Annotated in this window: 19 protein-coding genes; 7 read left to right on the top strand and 12 right to left on the bottom strand. The window is 73.1% G+C overall.

What is annotated here, in order from left to right:
• Positions 1–2 precede the first annotated feature (2 nt).
• Positions 3–1,340, bottom strand: coding sequence for a glutamate-1-semialdehyde 2,1-aminomutase (gene hemL / locus FXF52_RS04945; RefSeq protein ID WP_148794028.1), 1,338 nt, complete (start codon positions 1,338–1,340; stop codon positions 3–5).
• 149 nt (positions 1,341–1,489) lie between these two features.
• On the opposite strand from hemL, the gene FXF52_RS04940 reads away from it, so the two are divergent.
• Positions 1,490–1,822: an STAS domain-containing protein gene (locus tag FXF52_RS04940; protein WP_148794027.1), complete on the top strand. Its 333-nt coding sequence runs from the start codon at positions 1,490–1,492 to the stop codon at positions 1,820–1,822.
• Positions 1,823–1,936: 114 nt separating this feature from the next.
• Here FXF52_RS04940 and FXF52_RS04935 read toward each other — a convergent pair whose 3' ends face one another.
• Positions 1,937–3,529, bottom strand: coding sequence for an ABC transporter permease (locus tag FXF52_RS04935; protein ID WP_148794026.1), 1,593 nt, complete (start codon positions 3,527–3,529; stop codon positions 1,937–1,939).
• A gap of 76 nt (positions 3,530–3,605) precedes the next feature.
• Positions 3,606–4,523 carry an ABC transporter ATP-binding protein gene (locus tag FXF52_RS04930; protein ID WP_148794025.1) on the bottom strand — a complete coding sequence of 306 codons (918 nt, stop codon included), beginning with the start codon at positions 4,521–4,523 and terminating at the stop codon, positions 3,606–3,608.
• A gap of 96 nt (positions 4,524–4,619) precedes the next feature.
• On the opposite strand from FXF52_RS04930, the gene FXF52_RS04925 reads away from it, so the two are divergent.
• The gene (locus FXF52_RS04925; protein ID WP_148794024.1) at positions 4,620–5,123 is read left to right on the top strand and encodes a GbsR/MarR family transcriptional regulator; all 504 of its coding nucleotides are present in this window, start codon (positions 4,620–4,622) and stop codon (positions 5,121–5,123) included.
• Between the two features lie 65 nt (positions 5,124–5,188).
• Here FXF52_RS04925 and FXF52_RS04920 read toward each other — a convergent pair whose 3' ends face one another.
• Both FXF52_RS04920 and FXF52_RS04915 read right to left on the bottom strand, forming a co-directional pair.
• Complete coding sequence (locus FXF52_RS04920; RefSeq protein WP_148794023.1) at positions 5,189–5,746, bottom strand: two-component system response regulator; 558 nt, start codon at positions 5,744–5,746, stop codon at positions 5,189–5,191.
• Complete coding sequence (locus FXF52_RS04915; protein WP_148794022.1) at positions 5,743–10,107, bottom strand: HAMP domain-containing protein; 4,365 nt, start codon at positions 10,105–10,107, stop codon at positions 5,743–5,745. The genes FXF52_RS04920 and FXF52_RS04915 overlap by 4 nt, the downstream gene beginning before the upstream one ends.
• Positions 10,108–10,260: 153 nt before the next feature.
• Here FXF52_RS04915 and FXF52_RS04910 point away from each other — a divergent pair, with 153 nt between their 5' ends.
• Entirely contained in the window at positions 10,261–12,339 is a 2,079-nt protein-coding gene (locus tag FXF52_RS04910; protein ID WP_187413324.1) for a SpoIIE family protein phosphatase, read from the top strand.
• 9 nt (positions 12,340–12,348) lie between these two features.
• On the opposite strand, the gene FXF52_RS04905 is transcribed toward FXF52_RS04910, so the two are convergent.
• The gene (locus FXF52_RS04905) at positions 12,349–13,827 is read right to left on the bottom strand and encodes an FAD-binding oxidoreductase (protein ID WP_255471736.1); all 1,479 of its coding nucleotides are present in this window, start codon (positions 13,825–13,827) and stop codon (positions 12,349–12,351) included.
• 100 nt (positions 13,828–13,927) lie between these two features.
• Here FXF52_RS04905 and FXF52_RS04900 point away from each other — a divergent pair, with 100 nt between their 5' ends.
• Complete coding sequence (locus tag FXF52_RS04900) at positions 13,928–16,024, top strand: S9 family peptidase (RefSeq protein ID WP_148794019.1); 2,097 nt, start codon at positions 13,928–13,930, stop codon at positions 16,022–16,024.
• A gap of 48 nt (positions 16,025–16,072) precedes the next feature.
• Here FXF52_RS04900 and FXF52_RS04895 read toward each other — a convergent pair whose 3' ends face one another.
• Positions 16,073–17,017 carry a threonine/serine dehydratase gene (locus FXF52_RS04895; protein ID WP_148794018.1) on the bottom strand — a complete coding sequence of 315 codons (945 nt, stop codon included), beginning with the start codon at positions 17,015–17,017 and terminating at the stop codon, positions 16,073–16,075.
• Positions 17,018–17,057: 40 nt separating this feature from the next.
• Here FXF52_RS04895 and FXF52_RS04890 point away from each other — a divergent pair, with 40 nt between their 5' ends.
• Positions 17,058–17,237 carry a hypothetical protein gene (locus FXF52_RS04890; RefSeq protein ID WP_148794017.1) on the top strand — a complete coding sequence of 60 codons (180 nt, stop codon included), beginning with the start codon at positions 17,058–17,060 and terminating at the stop codon, positions 17,235–17,237.
• A 73-nt stretch (positions 17,238–17,310) separates the two neighbouring features.
• Here FXF52_RS04890 and FXF52_RS04885 read toward each other — a convergent pair whose 3' ends face one another.
• The 3 genes from FXF52_RS04885 to FXF52_RS04875 form a co-directional block, all read right to left on the bottom strand.
• Positions 17,311–19,428 carry a bifunctional polysaccharide deacetylase/glycosyltransferase family 2 protein gene (locus FXF52_RS04885; RefSeq protein ID WP_148794016.1) on the bottom strand — a complete coding sequence of 706 codons (2,118 nt, stop codon included), beginning with the start codon at positions 19,426–19,428 and terminating at the stop codon, positions 17,311–17,313.
• Between the two features lie 2 nt (positions 19,429–19,430).
• Positions 19,431–19,841: a hypothetical protein gene (locus FXF52_RS04880; protein ID WP_148794015.1), complete on the bottom strand. Its 411-nt coding sequence runs from the start codon at positions 19,839–19,841 to the stop codon at positions 19,431–19,433.
• A 162-nt stretch (positions 19,842–20,003) separates the two neighbouring features.
• Positions 20,004–20,570, bottom strand: a complete 567-nt coding sequence (locus FXF52_RS04875; RefSeq protein WP_148794014.1) for a TIGR03086 family metal-binding protein — start codon at positions 20,568–20,570, stop codon at positions 20,004–20,006.
• Between the two features lie 31 nt (positions 20,571–20,601).
• Between FXF52_RS04875 and FXF52_RS04870 the strand changes: the two genes are divergently transcribed.
• Positions 20,602–21,411: an AraC family transcriptional regulator gene (locus FXF52_RS04870; RefSeq protein ID WP_148794013.1), complete on the top strand. Its 810-nt coding sequence runs from the start codon at positions 20,602–20,604 to the stop codon at positions 21,409–21,411.
• Between the two features lie 31 nt (positions 21,412–21,442).
• Here FXF52_RS04870 and FXF52_RS04865 read toward each other — a convergent pair whose 3' ends face one another.
• Positions 21,443–22,645, bottom strand: a complete 1,203-nt coding sequence (locus FXF52_RS04865) for a PP2C family protein-serine/threonine phosphatase (RefSeq protein WP_370517873.1) — start codon at positions 22,643–22,645, stop codon at positions 21,443–21,445.
• A gap of 199 nt (positions 22,646–22,844) precedes the next feature.
• On the opposite strand from FXF52_RS04865, the gene FXF52_RS04860 reads away from it, so the two are divergent.
• Positions 22,845–23,201, top strand: coding sequence for an STAS domain-containing protein (locus FXF52_RS04860; protein WP_148794012.1), 357 nt, complete (start codon positions 22,845–22,847; stop codon positions 23,199–23,201).
• A gap of 10 nt (positions 23,202–23,211) precedes the next feature.
• On the opposite strand, the gene FXF52_RS04855 is transcribed toward FXF52_RS04860, so the two are convergent.
• Positions 23,212–24,504 (bottom strand): MFS transporter, encoded by a 1,293-nt coding sequence (locus FXF52_RS04855; RefSeq protein ID WP_148794011.1) that lies wholly within the window; start codon positions 24,502–24,504, stop codon positions 23,212–23,214.
• Positions 24,505–24,551 lie beyond the last annotated feature (47 nt).

Below are 24,551 nucleotides of genomic sequence, written 5' to 3'. Positions count from 1 at the left end.
CGCTACCCCCCGTGTCCCGCCGCTGCCGCCGCCGTCGCCGCGCCCGGCAGGGCGTCGGCGATCTGCTCCAGCGCGGCGTCGTCGATCGCCGCCGACACGAACCACGCCTCGAACGCGCTCGGCGGCAGGTAGACGCCGGCCGCGAGCATCGCGTGGAAGAACGCCTTGAACGCGGGCACCTGCTGGGTGCGGGCGCTGTCGTAGTCGACCACTTCGGCGTCGGTGAAGAAGATCGAGAACATGTTGCCTGCGGTCGACAGCCGGTGCGGGACCCCGGCGGCGGCCAGCGCGTCGGTGGCGAGCTTGCCCACCACGGCGGCCGTCTCGTCCAGCTTCCGGTAGAGGGCGTCGTCGGCCAGCCGCAGCGTGGCCAGGCCGGCCGCACACGCCAGCGGGTTACCGGAGAGGGTGCCGGCCTGGTAGACCGGGCCGGCCGGGGCCAGCCGGGACATGACCTCCGCGCGCCCGCCGAACGCCGCGGCGGGCAGGCCGCCACCCATGACCTTCCCGTACGTCCACAGGTCGGCGTCGCTGGCGTCGAGGCCGTGCCAGCCGGCGCGGGAGACCCGGAACCCGGTCATCACCTCGTCGACGATGAGCAGCGCGCCGTGCGCGTGGGCGATCCGGGCGAGCTGCTGGTTGAAGCCGTCGCGCGGGGCGACCACGCCCATGTTGCCGGCGGCCGCCTCGGTGATGATCGCCGCGATGTGCGCTCCCTCGGCGGCGAAGGCCTCCTCCACCCCGCGCAGGTCGTTGTACGGCAGCACGATGGTGTCCCCGGCGGCCGCGCCGGTCACGCCGGGCGAGTCGGGCAGGCCGAGCGTGGCCACGCCGGAGCCGGCGGCGGCGAGCAGCGCGTCGGAGTGGCCGTGGTAGCAGCCGGAGAACTTGACGATCTTGGCGCGACCGGTGAAGCCCCGGGCCAGCCGGATCGCCGACATGGTCGCCTCGGTGCCCGAGTTGACCAGGCGGACCTGCTCGACCGGGGTACGGTCGACGATCTCCGCGGCCAGCTCGACCTCGCCCGGCGTCGGGGTGCCGAAGCTGGTGCCGTACGCGGCGGCCGCCTGCACCGCCTCGACCACGGCGGGGTGGGCGTGGCCGAGGACCAACGGGCCCCAGGAGCAGACCAGGTCGACGTAGCGGCGACCGTCGGCGTCGAAGAGCCAGGGCCCCTCCCCCCGGAGCATGAAGCGCGGAGTGCCGCCCACGGCACGGAACGCGCGGACAGGAGAGTTCACCCCGCCGGGCACGATGGCCTTGGCGCGGTCGAACAGGGCCTCGGAGGCCGGCGCGTCGGCCGGGTAACGGCCGGATCCGGCGAAAAAGGTCTCGGTCACGATGCCGCCATTGTGTCAGCGCCGGACGGCTGATCAGCAGCCACCCCGCACCGGGGGTTACCGGGCTCACGCCCGCCCGGCCGGCCGGAGATCGACAGCCGGGGGTGGCTCGCCGGGCCCGGCGATCGAGATCGCGATAGGCTGACCGGGTGGATCGTGCCGAACTGTCCATCACGGTACACCGGTCGGGCGACGAAGCGGTGCTTCGCCTGGCCGGTGAGATCGACATGCTCACGGCCGCCCAGCTGTCGACCGTCGTGAATGAGGTGCTGGCCGAGGCCCCGCCGCGCATCGTGCTCGACCTGGGCGGGGTGACCTTCTGCGACTCGCAGGGGCTCGGCACCCTGGTGGTGCTCAGCCGCAAGGCCAGCCACGCCCAGAGCCTGCTGGTCCTCAGCAATGTCGGCGACTTCCTCCTGCGCGTCCTGGACATCACCGGCCTCCGGTCGGCCCTGATGATCCGCAACGAAACCGCCCCCTGACGCGCCCCACCCTCATCTCCTCCGCCCCGCCGCCCCGGTGATCATGAGGTTGACGGCGATGTAAATCTCGTCAGGCGCCGCCAACCTCATGATCAACCTGGTTGACCGTGCGGGTCAGGTGACGGGGGTGTCGCGGCGGCGGAAGGCGGCCAGGCCGGCGAGCGCCAGCAGCAGCGCCACGAGAGCCAGCGCGTAGAGCGGAGTGACGCTCCAGGTGTCCCGGAGCACCTGCGGGGTGTGAGTGAACGGGGAGAGGTCCAGCAGCCACTGGTCCAGCTCCAGCACGGCGCCGAGCTGGCCGAGCAGCAGGCAGACCGCGAGCACCGCCCAGGCCACCGGGGCGAGCCGGGGCAGCAGCCCGAAGAGCAGGACCGCGAATCCGGCCGGCACCCACGCCGCCGGCACCTGGGCCAGCCCGGCGCCGACCATCCGGGGCAGCTCCGTCGGCACGTCCTGCACGCTCAGCCCGTACGTCACGCCGATGGCGAGGCCGGTCACGGCGAGCACCACCGCCGGGCCGAGCAACGCGAACACCACGTGGGACAGCAGCCAGGTCGAGCGGTGCTCGCCGGTCGCCAGCAGCGGCTCGGCCCGCCCGGTGGTCTCCTCCGCCCGCATCCGCAGCGCCGCCTGGATGCCGTACCCGGCGGCGGCCAGCCCGGCCAGGCTGAGCGTGGCCCCCAGGTAGGCGTCGGCCAGGCCGGAGGCGCCGCCGATCCGGGCCATGATCTCCTCGAGCTGCGGGTTGCCCTCGACGCCCCGGCCGGCGCCCTTCGCCGCCCCGCCGAGGATCAGCCCCATCAGGCCGAAGCCGACCGACCACCAGAGGATCTGCCCGCGGTGCAGCCGCCAGGCCAGCCCGAACGATCCGGAGAGGGCCGGACCGGCGGTGGCCGGCCCGAGCCGGGGCGGCAGCACCCCGGCGCCCAGGTCGCGGCGCACCGATACCGGGTACGCCACGGCCGCGAGCAGCACCGACGCGGCCACCGGCAACGCCAGCACCCACCAGCGCTCCCCCTCGTATGGCCGCACCCGGGCCGCCCAGCCCAGCGGGGAGAGCCAGCTCGGCCAGTCGTTCGAGGCGGTGTCCCCCACCAGCCGGAGCGCGAAGGCGGCGCCGAGCACCGCGATACCGATGCCCCGCGCCCCGCCGGCCGTCTCGGTGAGCTGGGCGGCCAGCCCGCCGATCGTGGCGAAGACGACGCCGGTCAGCGTGGCGGCGAGGCCGTACGCGTACGAGCCGGCCGCCGGCAGCCCGGTGGAGGCCAGCCCGGCCGCGGTGAGCAGGCCGAGCAGCAGGTCGGCCGTGTACGTCACGAGCAGTGCGGCGGTCAGCCCGGCGTACCGGCCGAGCACCGTGCCACCGAGCAGCTCCCGCCGGCCGGCCTCCTCCTCGGTGCGGGTGTGCCGGATGACGGTGAGCAGGCTGGCCAGCCCGACGATCACCAGCAGGAAGCCGGCGCGTTGCGCGGTCAGCGCGCCGACGCTGTCGCCGTACACCGGGCCGAGCAGCGCGACGATGGACGGGTTCCGGGCGGTGCCGGCGGCGTACGCGGCCCGGTCGGCCGCCGTCGGGAAGAGCTCGAAGAAGCTGGTCGCGTACGTCATCGGCAGGACGGCGAGCACCAGCACCCAGAGCGGGAGCAGGACGCGGTCCCGGCGCAGGATCAGCCGGGCCAGGTGGCGGGTGCCGGTGAGGGTGCTCATGCGGCCACCTCGCTCCACTCGGCGGCCGTCTGAGGCACGACCGCGCGGTACTGATGATTCGTTCGCTGACGCTTGCTCATCGGGTCGCCTCGGCCGGGGTCGCCTCGGTCGGCGCCACCTCGTAGTGCCGCAGGAACAGCTCCTCCAGCGTCGGCGGCTGGCTGACCAGGCTGCGTACGCCCAGCTCGGTGAGCCGGCGCAGGGCGGTGTCCAGGGCGGCGGAGTCCACGTCGAAGCGCACCCGGTTGCCGTCGACGCGCAGGTCGTGCACGCCCGGCAGGTCGGCCAACCCGTCGAGCGGCGCGGTGACCTCGGCGTCGATCGAGGTGCGGTGCAGGTGGCGCAGCTCGCCGAGGGTGCCGGACTCGACGGCGCGGCCGTTGCGGATGATCGTCACCCGGTCGCAGAGCGCCTCCACCTCGGCCAGGATGTGGCTGGAGAGGAGGACGGTCCGGCCGTCCTGCTTGGCCCGCCGGACCCAGTGCTGGAAGACCTCCTCCATGAGCGGGTCCAGCCCGGAGGTCGGCTCGTCGAGGATGAGCAGCTCGACGTCGGAGGCGAGTGCGGCGACGAGACCCACCTTCTGCCGGTTGCCCTTGGAGTAGGCCCGGCCCTTCTTGCGCGGGTCCAGCTCGAAGGACTCCAGCAGCTCGGCGCGGCGCTTCGGGTCCAGCCCGCCACGCATCCGGCCGAGCAGGTCGATCACCTCGCCACCGCTGAGGTTGGGCCAGAGGGTGACGTCGCCGGGGACGTACGCGAGGCGGCGGTGCAGGGCGACGGCGTCCCGCCACGGGTCGCCGTCGAGCAGCCGGACGGCCCCCGCGTCGGCCCGCAGCAGACCGAGCAGCACGCGGATGGTGGTCGACTTGCCGGCGCCGTTGGGACCGAGGAAGCCGTGCACCTGCCCGGCGCGGACGGTCAGGTCGAGTCCGTCGAGTGCCCGGGTCCGGCCGAAGGTCTTCACCAGGCCGGACACCTCAATTGGGGTTTCCATACTTCGGAAGCTACGCTCGTTTCATAAACTTGTGAAGACTGTGAGAGTTGGGGCACCATCAGCTTCACGACTTTTTAACGCGAGGAGCCACCGCCGATGCTTGACGACCGCCCGGCCCGGAACGAGGAGGAGGTCCACCTCTTCGTCGAACGGATGGCAATGGCCTTCGCGGACGTCGGCTTCCCCCGGATGGCCGCCCGGGTGCTCTTCAGCGTGATGAGCGCGGACGAGCCGTTGACCGCCGCCCAGATCGGTGAGCGGCTCGGGGTCAGCGCGGCGGCGGTCTCCGGTGCGGTCCGCTACCTGACCCAGTTCGGCATGCTGGTCCGCGAGCCGGTCAAGGGCTCCCGGCGGGACCGCTACCGGATGCCGGACAACCCCTGGTACGAGGCCACCATCACCAAGACCGGCCTCTACAAGAACTTCATCGACATCGCCAACGGCGGCGTGAACGCGCTGCTCGGCCGGGACACGCCGGCCGGCGAGCGGGTGGCCGAGATGCGGGACTTCTTCCTCTTCGTCCAAGGGGAACTCGACACGATGGGCGAACGGTGGCGGGCCTGGCGCGCCGCGAGGGCACACGGCGACCCGGTCGGCTGACCCTTGCCTGTCGGCCCGGCCGACCGAGCGTCACTCCGTGGCCAACGGACCGGCCCGCGCAGCGCTCAGGCGGTGTTGCCCCAGCGCGCCTGCTCCAGGATGTCCACCGCGCGCTCCCGGGCCTCCGCGCCGTCGTCCGCGCGCAGCAGCGCCGTCGCCTCGTCCACCGCGTCGGTGAGCACCCGCCACTGCCGGTCCCGCTCCCGCACCAGGTCGGACTGGGCGGCGAGCTGCCGGGTCTTCACCCACAGCTCCACGAAGACCGACACCTTGGCGCGCAGCACCCAGGGGTCGAACGGCTTGGTCAGGTAGTCGACCGCGCCCACCGCGTAGCCGCGCAGGGCGAGCTGGGCGTCCCGGTCCGCCGCGGTGAGGAAGATGATCGGCACGTGCCGGGTCCGCTCCCGCCGCTTGATGTGGGTGGCGGTCTCGAAGCCGTCCATGTCGGGCATCTGCGCGTCGAGCAGGATCACCGCGAAGTCGTCGACCAGGAGCTGCTTCAGCGCCGCCTCGCCGCTCTCCACCGCGACCGACTGGACCGGAAGCCCCTGGAGGATCGCCTCCAGGGCCATCAGGTTCTCCCGCCGGTCGTCCACCAGCAGCGCCTTGGCCATCTGAGTCACGGGGTCTCCTCGCCTCGGCTGCGGCCGATCCAGGACGACATCATCTCGATCAGCTCGTCCAGGTCCACCGGCTTGGTGATGTAGTCGCTACCTCCGGCCGTGATCGCCGACTCCCGGTCACCGGGCATCGCCTTCGCGGTCAGGAAGACGATCGGCAGGTCCGCGAAGCGGTGGTTGCGCCGGATCTGCCGGGTCGTCTCGTAGCCGTCCTGGTCCGGCATCATCGCGTCCATCAACACGATGTCCACCTCCGGATGCTCGGCCAGCTGGCGGACCCCGTCCGCCCCGTTGTCCGAGTACAGCACGGTCATCCCGTGCAGTTCCAACGCGGAGGTCAGGGCGAACACGTTACGGACGTCGTCGTCGACGATCAGCACGGTCACGCCCTCCAGCCGCCGGGTCGCCGGAGTCTCCTGCGGCTGCGGCAGCTCCATCGGCATGAGCAGCGACGACGGCAGGCCCGCGCGGCTCGGTGAAGGCGGCGCCGGCGCCACCACCGCGTCCGGCGCCAGCACGTCCGGTACGAAGAGGGTGAACGTCGACCCCTGGCCGGGCGCCGACGACACGGTGATCGTGCCGCCGAGCAGGCGCGCCAGGTCCCGGCTGATCGACAGGCCCAGCCCGGTGCCCCCGTACCGCCGACTGGTGGTGCCGTCGGCCTGCTGGAACGCCTCGAAGATCAGCGACAGCTTGTCGTCCGAGATGCCGATCCCGGTGTCGATCACCGTGAACGCGATCACCCGCCGCGCGTTGGTCAGCGCCGGCACGTCGAAGACGGCATTCTCGGCGGCCGGGGCGATCCGCAGCGTCACCGCGCCGTTGTCGGTGAACTTCACCGCGTTGGAGAGCATGTTGCGCAGGATCTGCTGCAACCGCTGGGCGTCGGTGACCAGTGCCGGGGGCAGGTCCTTGCTGATCCGGACCTGGAAGTCGAGGCCCTTCTCCTCGGCCTGCGGGGCGAACGCCTGCTCGACGTAGCCGCGCAGCTCGGAGAAGCGCACCTCGGTCGGCTCCACGTCCATCCGGCCCGCCTCGATCTTGGCAAGGTCCAGGATGTCGTCGATCAGGGAGAGCAGGTCCGAGCCGGCGCTGTAGATGGTGCGGGCGAACTCGATCTGCTTCGGCGTCAGGTTCTGGTCCGGGTTCTCGGCCAGCAGCCGGGCCAGCAGCAGCAGCGAGTTCAACGGCGTACGCAGCTCGTGGCTCATGTTCGCCAGGAACTCCGACTTGTAGGCCGACGCCCGGGTGAGCTGCTGCGCCTTCTCCTCCAGGCCGAGCCGGGCCAGCTCGATCTCCCGGTTCTGGGTCTCGATGTTGGCCTTCTGCTCGGAGAGCAGCTTGGCCTTGTCCTCCAGTTCGGCGTTGGTGCGCTGCAGCTCCGCCGACTGCTCCTGGAGTTCGAGCGCCAGCCGCTGCGACTGGGCCAGCAGCTCCTCCGTACGCCGGTTGGCCTGAATCGTGTTGACCGCGATGCCGATGGTGGTGACCAGCCGCTCCAGGAACGACAGGTGCAGCTCGGAGAAGGTGGTCACCCCGGCGAACTCGATCACGCCGAGCAGCTCACCCTCGAAGAGGACGGGCAGCACCACCAGGTCGGCCGGGGGCGTCTCGGCGAGCCCGGAGCGCAGCATCAGCCGCCCGTCGGGCTGGGCATTGACCCTTATGGTCCGCCGGGAGAGGGCGGCCTGCCCGACCAGCCCCTCGCCGGGCCCGAAGGTCACGTCGTGCCCCCGCGCCACATACCCGTACGAGGCGGTGAGCCGCAACCGCATGCTCCCCTCGGAGCTGTCCGCCAGGAAGAACGCGCCGAGCTGCGCGTCGACCAGCGGGGTCACCTCCATCATGATCATGCGGCAGACCTCGCCGAGGTCCCGCTGCCCCTGGAGCAGGCCACCGATCCGGGCCAGGTTGGAGTCCAGCCAGCCCTGCTCGGCGTTCTTCTTGGTCGTCTCCCGAAGGGTGACGATCATCTGGTTGATGTTGTCCTTCAGCTCGGCGACCTCGCCCTGCGCCTTGACGGCGATCCGCTGGGTCAGGTCGCCCCGGGTCACCGAGGTGGAGACCTGGGCGATCGCCCGGAGCTGGGTGGTGAGGGTCGAGGCGAGCTGGTTGACGTTCTCGGTGAGGTCCCGCCAGGTGCCCGAGACGCCCTTCACCTGCGCCTGGCCGCCGAGCTTGCCCTCGGTGCCCACCTCGCGGGCCACCCGGGTCACCTCATCGGCGAACGAGGAGAGCTGGTCCACCATCGTGTTCACGGTGTTCTTCAGCTCAAGAATCTCGCCCTGGGCGTCGACGGTGATCTTTTGGCTCAGGTCACCCTTGGCCACGGCGGTGGTGACCGAGGCGATGTTCCGCACCTGCGACGTCAGGTTCGACGCCATCGAGTTCACGTTGCCGGTCAGGTCCCGCCAGGTGCCCGACACGCCCTTCACCTGCGCCTGACCACCCAGCTTGCCCTCGGTGCCCACCTCACGGGCCACCCGGGTCACCTCATCGGCGAACGACGACAGCTGATCCACCATCGTGTTCACGGTGTTCTTCAGCTCAAGAATCTCGCCCTGGGCGTCGACGGTGATCTTCTGCGACAGGTCACCCTTGGCCACCGCCGTGGACACCTGGGCGATGTTGCGCACCTGCGACGTCAGGTTCGACGCCATTGAGTTCACGTTGTCGGTCAGGTCGCGCCAGGTGCCGGCGACGCCGCGTACCTGGGCCTGGCCGCCGAGCTTGCCCTCGGTGCCGACCTCTCGGGCCACCCGGGTCACCTCATCGGCGAACGACGACAGCTGATCCACCATCGTGTTGACCGTGGACTTCAGCTCAAGAATCTCGCCCCGGGCGTCCACCGTGATCTTCTGCGACAGGTCACCCTTGGCCACGGCGGTGGTGACCGAGGCGATGTTCCGCACCTGGCTGGTCAGGTTGGACGCCATCGAGTTCACGTTGTCGGTCAGGTCCCGCCAGGTGCCCGACACGCCCTTCACCTGCGCCTGGCCACCCAGCTTGCCCTCGGTGCCCACCTCACGGGCCACCCGGGTCACCTCGTCGGCGAACGACGACAGCTGGTCCACCATCGTGTTCACGGTGTTCTTCAGCTCCAGGATCTCGCCTTGGGCGTCGACGGTGATCTTCTGGCTCAGGTCACCCTTCGCCACCGCCGTGGACACCTGCGAGATGTTCCGCACCTGACTGGTCAGGTTCCCGGCGAGCTGGTTGACGTTCTCGGTGAGGTCGCGCCAGGTGCCGGAGACCCCGCGTACCTGGGCCTGGCCGCCCAGCTTGCCCTCGGTGCCCACCTCACGGGCCACCCGGGTCACCTCGTCGGCGAACGACGACAGCTGATCCACCATCGTGTTCACGGTGTTCTTCAGCTCCAGGATCTCGCCCTGCGCGGCCACCGTGATCTTCTGCGAGAGGTCGCCCCGGGCCACTGCGGTGGAGACCTGGGCGATGTTGCGGACCTGTGCGGTCAGGTTCGACGCCATCGAGTTGACGCTGTCGGTCAGGTCCTTCCAGGTGCCGGCGACGTTCGGCACCTCCGCCTGGCCGCCCAGCTTGCCCTCGGTGCCCACCTCCCGGGCCACCCGGGTCACCTGCTCGGCGAAGAGCCGCAGGGTGTCGGTGAGCGAGTTGAAGGTGTGGGCCAGCTCGGCCACCTCACCCTTGGCCGACACGGTGATCTTCTGCGACAGGTCACCCTTCGCCACCGCCGTGGCCACCTGGGAGATCGAGCGCACCTGGTAGGTCAGGTTCGACGCCATGGTGTTCACCGAATCGGTGAGGTCCTTCCAGGTGCCGGCCACCCCGCGTACGTCGGCCTGGCCGCCGAGCTTGCCCTCGGTGCCCACCTCCCGGGCCACCCGGGTCACCTCGTTGGAGAAGGACGAGAGCTGGTCGACCATGGTGTTGACGGTGCGGCCGATGCGCAGGTACTCACCGCGCAGCGGGCGGCCGTCGATCTCCAGCGCCATGTGCTGGGACAGGTCGCCGTCGGCCACCGCCACGATGACCCGGGCGATCTCGGTGGTCGGCCGGCCCAGGTCGTCGATCAGTGAGTTGATCGCCCGCTGGCCCTCGGCCCACGAGCCGTCCAGGCCCTCGTCGTCGAGGCGTTCGGTCAGCCGGCCGTCCCGGCCGACGATCCGGCTGATCCGGCGCAGATCCAGGTGCTGCCGCTCCTGGAGCGCCACCACGTCGTTGAACGCGTCGGCCACCTCACCGGCCAGACCGGCCCGGCGGGGCAGCCGGACCTTGAGATCGCCCCGGCGTACCTGCCGCAGCGCCTCCACGAGGTCACCGAGCAGCGCCTCGTGCTCCGAGGCGGCCGGGTCCGCGGCTATCGACTGTTTCGCCGTGGTCATCATTCCTCGCTCAGCTCGGGGCCAACCGGCTCGTGCCGACATCCCACCATTCTGCCCGCGGCACGTCGAGGTGACGACCAGTCGACACGGCGTGCCCGACCCAGCTCCGGCGGGTGGCGCGACGGGGGGCGCTTGGCACCGGGGGCGGCGGCGATGGAGGATACGAAGGTGTCAGCGGAGGCGGGGCCGGTGGTCGACAACGGCGCGGACGAGCATGTCCGGCGGGTCCGGCTTCCCGCCGACCGGCGTACGCCGGCGGCCGCCCGGGCACTGGTGCGGTCCGTCCTCGGCGAGGCGGAACTGGACGAACTGCTCAACGAGGCACTGCTGCTCACCACGGAACTCACCACCAACGCCATCGAGCACGCGCGCACCGAACTGGACATCGAGGTCGAGGCGGACGATCGGGGACTGACCGTCACGGTCACCGACTTCGCCTCCGGCCCCGTCGAGGAGCTGGTGGTCGGCGTACGCAACGTCAGCTCCGAGATCGCCGAGGTGGCCGAGCGCGGGCGCGGCCTGCTGCTGGTGGACCACTTCGCCAGCCGGTGGGGCACCACCTACCTGCCCACCGGCAAGGGCGTCTGGTTCCGGCTCGACCGGCACGATGGGACGTCGGCCGCCCCACGGACCATGACCGAGCACCGGGTCATCACGTCGGGTGAATCGGCGGAGAGCGCCCCGAGCGCCGCCGCGATGAGCGAGCTGATGCAGACCACCCCCGACCCGTACGCGGACGACCCGCTGCCGGAGTTCGCCACCGGGCTGCTGGCCCGGCTCGCCGACATGGTGGGCGCCGCCGGCGGCGTGGTCCGGCTGGACCGGGGCGACGGGCAGGGCACCCAGGTGATCGCCCGGTACGGCCGGCAGCCCCGGGAGGGGAACGAACTGCTCCGGGTCCCGCTCGCCGTGCACCGCCCGTACGCCGGTGAGCTGGAGCTGGACGCGGCACCGTCGGCGTACGCCCGCCCGCTCGCGGTGCTGGCCGCCGAGCGGCTCTCGCTGCACCTGGAGAACGACCGGCTGCGCCGGGCGGACGTCCGCCGGTCGACCTGGCTGACCTTCCTCGCCGAGGCGAGCGAACTGCTCGCCCAGTCCCTGGACGTCGAGCTGACCATGGCGCTCATCCCGCAACTGGTGGTGCCCCGGCTCGGCCAGTGGTGCGCGGTACACACCACCGACGAGTGGGGGCGGTTGCGGCTCGCCGCGTGCAGCCACGCCGACGAGTCGGTGCTGCCGCAGCTGCACCGGGTGCTCGAGGAGACCGGGCCGGACTCGATCCAGGCCCGGCTGCGGGAGGCGTCCCGGAGCGCCGCGCAGGTGCCGCTCAGCGGGCCGATGGAGGGGTTCGCCGTACCGTTGATCGCCCGCGGGCAGCGGCTCGGCACCCTGGCCGTCGGCCGCCACCAGCGGCACCGGCACGACCCGGACGAGGTCTCCGTGCTGGAGGACGTGGCCCGCCGCGCCGCCCTCGCCATCGAGAACGCCCGCATCCACGCCGAGCGCCGGCGGGTGGCGCAGACCCTCCAGCAGTCGCTGCTGCCGCCGGTGCTCCCGGTGGTCGAGGGCATCGGCTTCGCCGCCGAGTACGTCCCGACCGGCGACGACGCCGACGTCGGCGGCGACTTCTACGACGTGGTCCCGCTGCCGGACGGCCGGTGGCTGGTGGTCATCGGCGACGTCTCCGGCAAGGGCGTGCAGGCGGCGGCGGTGACCGGCCTGGTCCGGGACGTGATCCGGGTGCTGGTCGGCGACGGCAAGCCGCTGCCGGAGGTGCTGGGCCGGCTCAACGAGACGCTGGTCGAGCGCGGCAGCGGCCGGTACTGCACGCTGGCGCTGGCGGCGGTCGGGGCGGGCGAGGGCGAGCAGCTCGACGTGTCCCTGCACCTGGCCGGGCACGACCGCCCGGTGCTGCTGGCCGGCGGCGGCGGGGCGGCCTTCGTCGGCACCGGCGGTACCGCGCTCGGGCTGCTCGACTCGATCGCCACCCCGACGGCCGAGCTCACCCTCGGCCGGGGCGACGCGCTCATCTTCTACACGGACGGCGTGACCGAGCGCCGCCGCGGCCGGGAGCTCTTCGGCACCGACCGGCTCCGCGAATCGGCTGCCCCACTGGCTGGCTACTCCGCCGACGTGGTCGCGGCCCGGCTGCGCGCCACGGCGATCGGCTTCTCGGTGGAGGCTCCCCGCGACGACATCGCCATCCTCGTCCTCCGCAACGACGCCCTCTGACCCAGTTGGTCAGAGGCCGCCGGGGAGGCGGCCAGGGGCCAGGCGGTGGTGCGGGTCGAGGTGTGCCTTGGCCGTGCGGAGGCGGGGCAGAGTGGGCAGCTCGCCCCAGAGGTCGACGGCGCGGCGGACCGGTGCCGGGGCGGACACCACCACGCAGCGGCCCTGCCGGGCGAGGAGCACGCCGCGGACGGCCGCGAGGATCGAGGCGACCCGGTCGGGCGCCAGCGAGCCGGGCAGCGCGGCGTGCACCGTGCCGACCCCGGCGGAGCCGCGGACCGGCACCGGGCTGCCGGCCGCGTCGCGGAGCGCGTAGACCGCCGCGTGCAGGTCGTTGATGGGCACCTCGATCCGCAGCGCGGTGTCGCCCGGGGCGAAGGGGTAGCGCCCCCACCACTCCGGCGCCGAGTGGCCGACCACCGCATCGCCGCCGAGCAGGGCGGTGAGCCGCTCGGCCCGCTCCGCGACGTCCGCCGGGCCGCCCTCCAGCAGCACCACGAGGCTGCCCGCCGCGGCCGGCCGGGTCGAACTCCCGGTCAGCGCCGGATGGTCGGGCCGGCCAGCGACCGACGGGTGCCACGGGGAGACCCGCCGGCGCGGCAACGGCACCGGTACGGGCAGGTCCAGCTCGACGGCCGCGGGGTCGAGCCGGGCGGCGAGCACCGCCCGGACCAGGTCGTGCACTTCGAGCGGGGTCCAGACCGGCCGGGACACCCAGACCCGGCTGGCCGGTGCGGCCTGCACCCGCAGGGTGGCCGAGACCAGCACACCCAGCCCGCCCTGCGAGCCGCAGAGCAGCCGCGCCACGTCCAGCCCGGGGAGGTCGTCGGTGCCGAAGAGCGCCCCGGCGCCGCCCGCTCCCGCCCGGCCCGGAGCTGCCGCCCCGCCCTGGCCCACCTGGTCGCGAGCGGTCGGTGCCGCCCGGCCCAGCGACGCCGTGCCGGGCTCGCCGACGCTGACCAACTCGCCGTCGGCGTCCAGATAGCGCACCCCGACGAGCTGGGCGCACGGGCTGCCATGCCGGAGCCGGAGCGGGCCGGCCTCGTCGGCGGCGAGCACCCCGCCCAGGGTCGCCCCCGGGGAGGGCGCGTCGACCGGGAGGCGCTGGCCGGTGCGTTCGAGGGTGGCCTGGACCGCCCGGAGCGGGGTGCCGGCGCCGATCTCGGCCACCGGGGAGCCCTGCGGTTCGTGCCAGACCCCGGCCAGCCGGCCGGTGTCCAGCATGATGTCGACCTGCTCCGGGGCCGCTCCCCAGTCGATCTTCGTGCCGGCGCCGCGCGGCACCACCGTCAGGTCGTGCGCGGCGGCCAGCCGCAGCACCTCGGCGGCGGCGTGCGGGCCGCCCGGCACCGCCACCCAGCGGGCCGTCCGGCCGGCCACCTCGTCGGCCGGGCCGGCGAAGCGGGCGAACGGCGGGCCGCAGATCTCGGCGAGGCGCCGGGTGATGTCGAGGGCTCCGGGTCGATTCGTGGAACTCGCTGCAGCCGCCATGGCGGTCATCGTACACATGTTCGAAAGTCTCGGACCGCGAGTTGCCAGATCCGACAGTGCGACGGCCCGGAACCGGGCGGCCGGCCGGTAACGTGACGCCGTGACCACCGAGACCCCGTTACCCGTCGCCAAGCGGGTGCCGAGCGAGCGCACCCACCACGGCGACACCGTCGTCGACGAGTACGCCTGGCTGGCGGCCAAGGACGACCCGGAGACGATCGCCTACCTGACCGCGGAGAACGCCTACACCGAGGCGCACACCGCGCACCTGGCCGAGCTGCGGTCCCGATTGTTCGAGGAGACCCGCCGGCGCACCCAGGAGACCGACCTGTCGGTGCCCACCCGCAAGGACGGGTACTGGTACTACACCCGCACCGTCGAGGGCCAGCAGTACGGCGTGCACTGCCGCCGGGCCGTCCGGAACGGCGAGACCGAGCCCCCGATCAGCGCCGACGGTGCCCCGCTGGAGGGCGAGGAGGTGCTGCTGGACGGCAACCTGCTCGCCGAGGGGCACGACTTCTTCGCCCTGGGCGCGTTCGACGTCAGCCCCGACGGGCGCTGGCTGGCATACTCCACCGACTTCGCCGGCGACGAGCGGTTCACCCTGCGGATCAAGGACCTCGGCACCGGCGAGGTGCTGCCCGACGAGATCCCGGACACCTTCTACGGCACCGCCTGGTCACGCGACGCCTCGACGCTCTTCTACGTCACCGTGGACGACGCCTGGCGGCCGAACCGGGTCTGGCGGCACGCCGTCGGCACCCCGTCGAGCGAGGACGTGGTGGTCCACCAGGAGGACGACGAGCGGTTCTGGGTGGGCGTCGAGCTGACCCGCTCCGAGCGGTTCGTGATGATCGACATCCATAGCAAGATCACCAGCGAGGTACGGGTGATCCCGGCGGCCAACCCGACCGGCGAGCCGGCCGTAATCGCCCCGCGCCGGCAGGGCGTCGAGTACTCGGTGGAGCACCACGGGCACCGGTTCCTGATCCTGCACAACGACGGCGCGGAGGACTTCGCGCTGGCGTTCACCTCGGCGGACACGCCCGGCGACTGGACACCCCTGATCGAGCACGCACCCGGCACCCGGCTGGAGTCCGTCGACGCGTTCGAGAACCACCTGATCGTCTCGCTGCGCAGCAACGGGCTCACTGGGCTGCGGGTGCTGCCGGTCGGTGGTGGCGACCCGTACGACATCGACTTCCCGGAGCCGATCTACAGCGTCGGGCTGGACGCCAACCCGGAGTACCGCACCCGGGAGGTGCGGCTCCGCTACACCTCGCTGGTCACCCCGGACTCGGTCTACGACTACGACCTGGTCACCCGGCAGATGGTGCTGCGCAAGCAGAAGCCGGTCCGCCCCGGGCCGGACGGGCGGGCGTACGACCCGGCCGACTACGAGCAGCACCGGGACTGGGCGCTGGCCGACGACGGCACCCGGGTGCCGATCTCACTGGTCTGCCGGAAGGACACCCCGCGCGACGGCTCCGCTCCCTGTCTCATCTACGGCTACGGCTCCTACGAGGCGAGCATGGACCCCTGGTTCTCCATCGCCCGGCTCAGCCTCCTCGACCGCGGCGTCATCTTCGCCGTGGCGCACATCCGCGGCGGCGGCGAACTGGGCCGGCGCTGGTACGACGAGGGCAAGCTGCTCGCCAAGAAGAACACCTTCACCGACTTCGTGGCCTGCGCCCGGCACCTGGTCAAGGCCGGCTGGACGGCCACCGACCGGCTGGTGGCCCGGGGCGCGTCGGCCGGCGGCCTGCTGATGGGCGCGGTGGCCAACCTCGCCCCGGACGCGTTCACCGGGATCGTCGCGCAGGTGCCCTTCGTGGACGCGCTCACCTCGATCCTCGACCCGTCGCTGCCGCTCACCGTCACCGAGTGGGAGGAGTGGGGCAACCCGCTCGACGACCCCGAGGTGTACGCGTACATGAAGTCGTACACCCCGTATGAGAACGTGGCCGAGGTCGCCTACCCGGCCATCCTCGCGGTGACCAGCCTGAACGACACCCGGGTGCTCTATCACGAGCCGGCCAAGTGGATCGCCCGGCTGCGGGCGGTCGCCCCGGAGGGCGACTACCTGCTCAAGACCGAGATGGGCGCCGGCCACGGCGGCCCGAGCGGCCGCTACGACGCCTGGCGCGAGGAGGCGTTCATCAACGCCTGGATCCTCGACCGCCTCAACCGCGCCTGAACGACAAAGGCAGGACCCCCGCCGGCCAGCGGGGGTCCTGCCTGAGGCTCAGCCGACGAGCACCGACGCCAGGCGAGCCGGGTCGACGTTGCCGCCGGTGATCACGGCGGCGGTACGGCCCGACGGCAACTCGTCGCGGCGGAAGAGGCGAGCGGCGACCGACACGGCGCCGCTCGGCTCCACCACCAGCCGGGCCTCGCGGGCCAGGCGGCCCATCGTCGCGGTGATCTCCTCCTCGGTCACCGTGACGATGCCGTCGAGGCGGGCCCGCAGGTGGGCCAAGGTCAGCTCGGACAGGTTCGTCCGCAGCCCGTCCGCGCTGGTCCGGTAGGTGCGCTCGACGTCCCAGACCACCACCTCACCGGCGGCGAGCGAGTCCCGGGCGTCCGCGGCGAGCAGCGGTTCCACCCCGACGACCGCGGCCTGCGGGCGCAGCGCCTTCACCGCCGTGGCGACCCCCGAGGCGAGCCCGCCCCCGCCGACCGGCACCAGCACCACGTCGACGTCGGGCAGGTCCGCCACGACCTCCAGCCCGATCGTGCCCTGCCCGGCGATGATCCGCCGGTCGTCGAAGGGTGGCACCAGCGTGGCGCCGGTGTCGGCGGCGATCCGCTCCGCCTCCGGCAGCCGGCGGGCCGGCGTGACCAGCCGCACCTCGGCGCCGAGCGCCCGGATCTGGTCCACCTTGACCTGCGGCGCCCCCTCGGGGACGACCACCGTGCACGGGACACCGAACGCCCGGGCGGCGTAGGCGAGGGCCTGCCCGTGGTTGCCGGACGAGTGGGTCACCACGCCGCGGGACCGGACGGCCGGGTCGAGCCGGGCCACGGCATGCGTCGCGCCGCGCAGCTTGAACGACCCCACCGGTTGCAGGCTCTCCGGCTTGAGCCACAGCTCGTCGTCCCACGGCGCCGGCAGCAGCGGCGTACGCACGACGGTGCCGGCGATGTCCTCGGCGGCCGCCCGGACGTCCTCGATCGAGATCAGCTCCATCGGCCCATCCTGCCCCGCTGTGGGCGCCTAGACTGCCCCGGTGAGTCGGGCCGAGGAGGACGAGCCGGCCGGGGCGGAGGCAGGCCCGGCGGGGGCGGCCCGGCGCGGGCCGACCTGGGTGATCCTCGCGGTGGTGGCCGCCGCCCTGCTGGTCTGCTGCTGCTCGGTGGTGATCGGCCTGGCCGTCTCCTGGTCCGCCGGCCTCCTCGGCGGCCGCTGATCCGGCGCTGACGCCCGCCGCATCGCACTCGTACGGCGGATCGCCGTCACCGCACGGGCCGCCCGGGGGCCGTTCAGCCGACCGGGGCCGCCGGCACCAGGGCGGCCGCCTCCCCGGTACGCGCCATCCGCTGCCAGCGCAACCGGTTGCCGATCACCGCGGTCACCACCGACTGCACCACCACCAGGTACATCACCTGCCGGTAGACGAGCTGCTGGAACGGCAGCGCCCACAGCGGTCCGAACCGTTCCCGGTCCAGGCGCAGCGCGTACGCGGCGGTGAAGCCCTGGAGCAGGAGCAGCCCGAGCCACGCCAGCACCAGCTTCGACCAGGGCAGGAAGAGCAGCCCGTAGAGGGCGAAGATGTCGACCGCCGGAGCGGCCAACGGCAGCACGAGTTGGAACACGGTCAGGTACGGCAGCCCTCGACGGCCCAGCTTCCCGCCGGCCCCCGGCTCGCGCAGCGCCTGTCGGTGCTTCCACATCGCCTGCATGGTGCCGTAGCACCAGCGGTAGCGCTGCCGCCAGAGCTGGCGCAGCGAAGACGGTGCCTCGGTCCAGGCGATCGCACTCTCCTCGTACCCCACCCGCCAGCCGGCCCGGAGCACCTGCATGGTCAGGTCGGTGTCCTCGGCCAGGGTGTCGGCGGGTACGCCGCCGACAGCGAGCAGCACCTGACGGCGGAACGCCCCGATCGCCCCGGGGATGGTCGGCATACACTCCAACACGTCGTACATCCGGCGGTCGAGGTTGAAGCCGATCACGTACTCCAGGTGCTGCCAGCGGCCAAGCAGCCGGCGCCGGTTGGCCACCTTCGTGTTGCCGCTGATCGCGCCGACGCGCGGGTCCGCGAAGCCCTGGACCAGTCGGTAAACGGTGTCCGGCTGGAAGACGGTGTCCCCGTCGACCAGCACCAGCAGGTCGGCACGGGCGGCCCGGATGCCGGTGTTCAGCGCGGCCGGCTTGCCGGCGTTCGCCTGCCGGATGACGCGTACCCCGCGCAGCCGCATCCGCTCGACGATGTCGGCGGTGCCGTCGGTGGAGCCGTCGTCGACCACGATCACCTCCAGCGTCGGGTACGCGCTGGCGACCAGCGACCGCACGGTGGCGGCGATGTTCGCGGCCTCGTTGTACGCCGGCACGATCACTGAGACGGGTGCGGTCACCTCGGGCCGGCGCCGCCGCGGCCGGCGGACCCGGCGTACGTGCCGTTGTGCGCAGACCACCTGCACGGCGAGCCGCGCCACCGCGAGCACCAGAGCCACGCCGAGCAGCAGGTTCATGGCCGAGGCCAGCCAGCCTGCGCCGGTCTGCGCCCAGCGCAGCGCCATCCCGCTCAGCCGGGCGCCGGCACCGGCCGGGAGCATCGACGCCGGTGCCCCGATGCCCTCCGACACGGTGGTGAATCGGTATCCCGCCTCGGCCAGCCGGGGCAGCAACTGGTCGAGGGCGGCCACGGTCTGGCTGCGGTCGCCGCCGCCGTCGTGCATGAGCACCACCGCCCCGGCGCCGCCCTGCGGCGTGGCCGCCCGGACGATGGCCGGGACGCCCGGACACTCCCAGTCCCGGGTGTCCAGGTCGGCGAGCACCGCCACGTGCCCTCTCCCGGCGGCGCCGCGCAGCGCGCCGTACAGCGGCCCGGTCAGCGCCGCCGGGGTCGACGAGAAGGGCGGCCGGAACAAGGTCACCTCGCGACCGGTGGCACCGGCGATCGCATTCCGCGTCCAGGCCAGCTCGGCCCCGGCCCGCCAGCCGGGCACGGCAGCAACGTCCGCGTGGGTGAAGGTGTGCGAGCCGATCTCGTGCCCCTCGGCCAGGATCCGCCGGACCAGTTCGGGATGCTCGTTCACCCGGGCGCCGACCACGAAGAAGGTGGCGTGGGCATGGTGCCGGCGCAGCACGTCGAGCACCTGCGGCGTCCACCGCGGGTCCGGCCCGTCGTCGAAGGTCAGCGCCAGGGTGCGTGGCGCGAGCCGCCGGGTGACCGGCGTGGGGCCGTCCAGCCGCAGCACGGGTCCAGCCGTGCTGATCCCGTTCGGCGCGGGCACCGCAGCTGCCTGGACCGGGCCGGAGCCGCCCCGGACGTTGGTGACCAGACCGTTGAAGCTGAGCGCCGCGAGCAGCGCGACCAGCCCCAGCAGGAGCAGCAACCAGTGCGCCCGGGGGTCGCGGCGGGCCACGTGTCGCGCCATGGTCAGGGCTTGCCCGGAGTCCGGGTCGGCTTGGCGCTGCGCCGCCGCTCGTCACCCTGCCCCGGCACCGACGGTCGTGGGACCGCAGAGGTGGCGGCCCGGGTGGTCGTCGTCCCGGTGGCGGTCGGGGTGAGCGCCGGCGGGGTCGTGCTGGTCACCGGCTCGGGCCGGGGACTGGTCCGCTGCTCGCCCCGGGACGGGGCGTCGACGCCAATCTTGATCGGCGGCTGGACCTTCGTCTCCGACCAGCCGGGCAGCGGCACCGAGGAGTCGAAGAAGAGACCGGCGAGGATCAACCCGAAGCTGGTGAGCAGGCCGAGGCCCATCGCCGTACCCGCGACCACCGTCAACCGGCGGCGCCGTCCGGTCCGGTCGACGAACACCGGCGCCGCGTTGCCGGGCTGGTTGTGCATGCTGCTGGTCTCCCGCTGTCGCGCTCTCCGCCGGCCCTTCGGCCCGGGAGGGCCACCGGTGGGCCTCCCGGTGCGAACAGCGTCGGCGGTGGCCACCGCGTCACATCAGGTCGTCCACAGCTCCGCCACCGTCGTGCTGGCGCGCGGGAAGAACAGCGGGAGTCAGGGGGTCCAGGCCGGGTTCCGGCCGGTCCGGCCGAGCAACTGGTCCAGGGCGGTGGCGTCGGAGGTGGTGGGCACCGGTTCGCCGAACGCCCCCATCCGCTGGCCGGTCTCTCCCATCCGGTCCATGAAGCCGTGGCCCGCCGCCAGCACCGCCGGTTCGATCTCGAACCGCTGCCCGGTCGCCCGGGCCAGGTCCCAGGCGTGCACGGTGAGGTCGATGAGGGCCATGTCGCCGACTGTCTCCTGCGGCAGCCCCATCCCCGGCGAGACACCCTCCAGCGCCGCCGGGTCCGACCACGCCTCGGTCAGGCGTACGGTCTCCGCCGCGAACCGGTCCCGCCAGCCCTCGGTCAGGTGGTCGTCCTTCGCCGACCAGTCCACCTCCTGCCGCCGGGCGAGCACCTGGAAGTTGACCACCACGTCGTACAGGTGGTTGAGCAGGTCGCGCACCGAGTAGTCGGGGCACGGGGTGGGCAGGTCGAGCTGATCGTCGGAGATGTCCTGGACCACCGCCACCGTCCGGGGCGCGGCGGCGGCCAGCAGCTCACTAGTCTTCGTGCTCATAGGGCCAGCGTATGGGGGTGGTCTTGAAGAAATGCGACACGAACCGCGACGGGACAGCCGCGGCATCCTCGACCCGAGCCGGCTGCTGCGGAACGTGCGCTTCCGGCGCCGGCTGGCCGCGCCCGCGCTGCGCCCGTACGTCGAGCACTACTGGCTGGTCGACTGGGAGCTGACCGAGCCGCACGTGCAGCGGGTGGTGCCGCACCCGGCCGTCAACGTGGTGTTCCAGACCCAGGCGGGCGGCCCGGAGACCGGTGAGGTGGCCGGGGTCGGCCTGGAGCTGTTCACCGTCACGCTGCGCGGCACCGGCCGGGTCAGCGGCATCCAGTTCCGCCCCGGCGGCTTCCGGCCCTTCTGGCCGCGGCCGGTCAGTGAGCTGACCGGGCAGCGCCGGCCGCTCGCGCAGGTCGGGCTACCGGTCCAGGGCGAACACTGTGCCGGCCCGGACGACGAGCGGTGCCGCCGGCTGGACGAGCTGCTCACCAGCTGGGCGCCGGCGCCGGACCCGCTCGCCGCCGAGGCCACCGCGCTGGTCGAGGAGATCCGCGCCGACCGGCGGATCCTGCGGGTGGACGACTTCGCCCGGCGGCACGCCGTCTCGACCCGGCGGTTGCAACGGCTCTTCCTCGATCACGTCGGCGTCGGTCCGAAGTGGGTGATCCGGCGGTACCGCCTCCAGGAGGCGATCGAACAGGCCGCCGCCGGGCCGCTGGACTGGGCGCGGGTCGCCGCCGACCTCGGGTACGCCGACCAGGCCCACCTGGTCCGCGAGTTCAGCGCGGTCACCGGCGTCTCCCCCGCCGCGTACGCCCGCTCGCTGGCCGCGTCGCGCGGCGGGTGACGCTCGGGCGCGCTGCGGACGGACCCCGTGCTCAGCGGCGGCGGACCGCGACCACCGCGACGTCGTCATGGATCTCCGGCGGCGCCAGCTCGACCAGCAGCCGCTGGCAGAACTGGTCGAGGTCGTCGTCCACCCGGGCGGCGACGACCCCCAGCGCCGCCATCCCCTCGTCGATCGTGGCGTCCCGGCGCTCGATCAGGCCGTCGGTGTAGAGGACCAGCGTCGCGCCGGCCGGCAGCACGAACTCCAGGTCCGGCGGGCGCGGCGCACGGACCCCGAGCAGGGGCGCCGACTGCTGCACGAACTCCACCCGCCCGCCGCTGCTGATCAGGGCGGGCAGGTGCCCGGCGCTGGCCAGCCGGATCAGCCCGCTGCCCGGGTCCAGCAGCAGCAGGCAGAGCGTGGCCAGCTCGCTCGGCAGCAGGATGCGCATCAGCTCGTTGACCCGGTCCAGGATCACCCCCGGCGGATGCCCCTCGACCGCGTACGCCCGCACCGCGTGCCGCAGCTCGGCCATCACGGTCGCGGCGTGCAGCGAGTGCCCGGCCACGTCGCCGATCGCCATCAGCAGGTGGCCGTCGAGCATCACCAGCTCGTAGAAGTCGCCGCCCACCTCGGTGTGGGCGCTCGCCGGCTCGTACCGGACGGCCAGGTCCAGGCCGGAAATCTCGGGGAGCCGGCGGGGCAGCAGGCTGCGCTGGAGGGTCACCGCGATCCGGTGCTCCTGGTCGAAGGAGCGCTGGGCCTCCACCGCCGAGGCGACGGCCTGGGCGAGCTGCACCAGCACCGGCGTACGGACGGTCTGCGTGGCGGTCGGCACCACCACGTAGAGCGCGGCCCGGTCCTCCCGCAGCCGGGCGGCGGCCACCGTGACCGTGTCGCCGGTCGGCCAGTCGGCCAGCGCCCAGTTGCCCGGCTCGTCGATCCGGACGGTGGTGCCGATCGGCATCCCGGTGTCGTCGATGGTCCACGGGACGAGGACCCCGGCGGCGTCCGGCGCGGCGGCCACCCCGGCCAGGCAGTCGCCGTCGAAGGTCTCGGCAATCACCGCCGCCGGGCTCTTGAAGATCCGCGCCGCACCGGCCGCGGCCGCCGCCAGCAGCCGGCCGAAGTTCGGCGCGGCATGCATCTGCACAGTGGTGTCGGCCAGCGCGACCAGCCGCTCGGCGAGCAACTCGGCCTGCTGCCGGGCCTCGTGGTAGCGGAGCATGGCCGCGCCGCCGTCCACCGTCACGCTCCGGCCGAAGGGAGGATGATCGCGCTCAACGCCACGACGACCTCCCTGGTTTCTGGACGGGCGGACTCTATCACCGGAATCTGCGGGCTACTTGTCACGCGGCAAAGGAATGACCGGGAGCACTCCCGCCGGCCTCCGTTCTGCGTATCCCCCTTCTCGTGGGATACGGTTCCAACCGAACACAGGAGGTCTGCGTATGTCCCTGACGGTGCACACGGAACAACGCGGCGACGTGGTCGTCGTGTCGGTCGCGGGCGAGCTGGACATGGCGACGGCACCGCAGCTGCAGGACCAGATCACGGACCTGCTGGACAAGGGGCGCAACCGCCTCGTCTTCGACCTGGCCGAGCTGTCCTTCTGCGACTCGACCGGTCTGTCCGTGTTCGTCCGGGCGAAGAACAGCTGCGACGACACCGGCGGGGTGGTCCGGCTGGCCGCTCCGCAGCGCGGGGTGCTCCGCATCCTCGAGGTCAGCGGCCTGGTCGAGGTGCTGCACACCTACCCGACGGTGGAGCAGGCGGTCGCGGGCGACCCGACGCCGGCCTCCTCCTGACCGTCCCGTCTCAGCGCTCGTCCTCGATGTAGCGGGGGCGGGCGATCACCAGCCCCGCTGCCGTCTGCACCGCGAGCGCGACCAGCAGGAAGCCGATCGGCGCCGTCCAGCCTCCGGTCGCCTCGTAGAGGATGCCGACCAGCAGCGGTCCGAGCGCGGCGATGACGTATCCGGTGCTCTGCGCGAAGGCCGACAGCGCCACGGTGCCCTCGGCGGTCCGGGCGCGCAGCCCAATGGTGGTCAGGATCAGCGGGAACGCGCCCTGGCCGAGAGCGAGCAGCAGCACCCAGAGCGGCGCGAGGCCGTGCGCCGCGAGGGCCAGACCGAGGTAGGAGGCCGCCGAGAAGGCGGTCAGCGCGAGGACCAGCGGCCGCAGCGTCCGCAGCCGGCCGGCGAGGGTCGGCATGGCCAGCGCCACCGGCACGCCGAGCGCGGTCACCCCGGCGAGCAGCAGGCCCGCCGTCTCCGGCGCGTAGCCGGCGTCCCGGAAGAGCTGGGCCAGCCAGCCCATGATCGCGTACCCGCTGAGCGACTGCGCCCCGAAGTAGATCGCCATGGCCCAGCCGAGCCGGGTCCGGGCCGGCCGCACCCGCGCCGGGGTGGCGACGGCCGCGTCCCGGGTCGCGGTTCGCCGCGCCGCGCGGGCGCGCAGCGCCAGCGGCACCCACGGGAGTACGGCCACCGCGGCCATCCCGGCCCACACGCCGAGCCCGGCCCGCCACGACCCGAAGGCGTGCGCCACCGGCACCGCCGAGGCGGCGGCCACCGTCGTGCCCGTGGTCAGGGCCATCGTGTACGCCCCGGTGACCAGTCCGGTGCGGTGCGCGAAATGCTGCTTGACCAGCATCGGCAGCAGGATGTTCGCCACCGCGATGCCGGCCAGGGCGAGCGCGCTGGTGAGCACGAAGACCGCCGCCGAGTCGGTGACCACCCGGAGCACCTGCCCGACGGTGAGCGCGACCATCGCCAGCACCAGCACCCGGGCGGCCGGCCAGCGGCGGACCAGCCACGGGGTGAGCGCGCCGAGCCCGGCGAACGCGATGGTGGGCAGGGTGGTGACGAAGCCGGCCATGGCGCCGGAGAGGCCCAGGCCGCCGCGTACCTCGTCCAGCAGGGCGCCGAGGCTGGTCACCGCGGCGCGCAGGTTGAGCGCGACCAGCAGCATGCCGACCAGCACCAGCGCGCCGCCCGTGGCCGGGCGCCGGGCTGCCGGCGGGGCCGCCGCCGGGGCCGGACCGGGCGTCACGTCGGCGGTGATCTGGTCGGCGGCGGGAGCCTCGGCGCAGGTGGGTGGCGGTGTCATGACCTCGAACCTACAATCATGGGATGAATTTCGGCAGGAGTTGTAAC

Origin of the sequence: Micromonospora sp. MP36, from assembly GCF_008119785.1 — a bacterium.
Taxonomy (GTDB): Bacteria; Actinomycetota; Actinomycetes; order Mycobacteriales; family Micromonosporaceae; genus Micromonospora.
This window is presented reverse-complemented; position numbering and strand designations above follow the sequence as displayed.

What these genes read in the sequence shown, in the direction of transcription:
- FXF52_RS04910 (WP_187413324.1), top strand. Translation starts at nt 10,261, where the DNA reads ATGGAGGATACGAAGGTGTCAGCGGAGGCGGGGCCGGTGGTCGACAAC.
- FXF52_RS04855 (WP_148794011.1), bottom strand. Translation starts at nt 24,504, where the DNA reads ATGACACCGCCACCCACCTGCGCCGAGGCTCCCGCCGCCGACCAGATC.
- FXF52_RS04935 (WP_148794026.1), bottom strand. Translation starts at nt 3,529, where the DNA reads ATGAGCACCCTCACCGGCACCCGCCACCTGGCCCGGCTGATCCTGCGC.
- FXF52_RS04915 (WP_148794022.1), bottom strand. Translation starts at nt 10,107, where the DNA reads ATGACCACGGCGAAACAGTCGATAGCCGCGGACCCGGCCGCCTCGGAG.
- FXF52_RS04895 (WP_148794018.1), bottom strand. Translation starts at nt 17,017, where the DNA reads ATGGAGCTGATCTCGATCGAGGACGTCCGGGCGGCCGCCGAGGACATC.
- FXF52_RS04925 (WP_148794024.1), top strand. Translation starts at nt 4,620, where the DNA reads ATGCTTGACGACCGCCCGGCCCGGAACGAGGAGGAGGTCCACCTCTTC.
- FXF52_RS04905 (WP_255471736.1), bottom strand. Translation starts at nt 13,827, where the DNA reads ATGGCGGCTGCAGCGAGTTCCACGAATCGACCCGGAGCCCTCGACATC.
- FXF52_RS04860 (WP_148794012.1), top strand. Translation starts at nt 22,845, where the DNA reads ATGTCCCTGACGGTGCACACGGAACAACGCGGCGACGTGGTCGTCGTG.
- FXF52_RS04870 (WP_148794013.1), top strand. Translation starts at nt 20,602, where the DNA reads ATGCGACACGAACCGCGACGGGACAGCCGCGGCATCCTCGACCCGAGC.
- FXF52_RS04875 (WP_148794014.1), bottom strand. Translation starts at nt 20,570, where the DNA reads ATGAGCACGAAGACTAGTGAGCTGCTGGCCGCCGCCGCGCCCCGGACG.
- FXF52_RS04930 (WP_148794025.1), bottom strand. Translation starts at nt 4,523, where the DNA reads ATGGAAACCCCAATTGAGGTGTCCGGCCTGGTGAAGACCTTCGGCCGG.
- FXF52_RS04885 (WP_148794016.1), bottom strand. Translation starts at nt 19,428, where the DNA reads ATGGCGCGACACGTGGCCCGCCGCGACCCCCGGGCGCACTGGTTGCTG.
- FXF52_RS04880 (WP_148794015.1), bottom strand. Translation starts at nt 19,841, where the DNA reads ATGCACAACCAGCCCGGCAACGCGGCGCCGGTGTTCGTCGACCGGACC.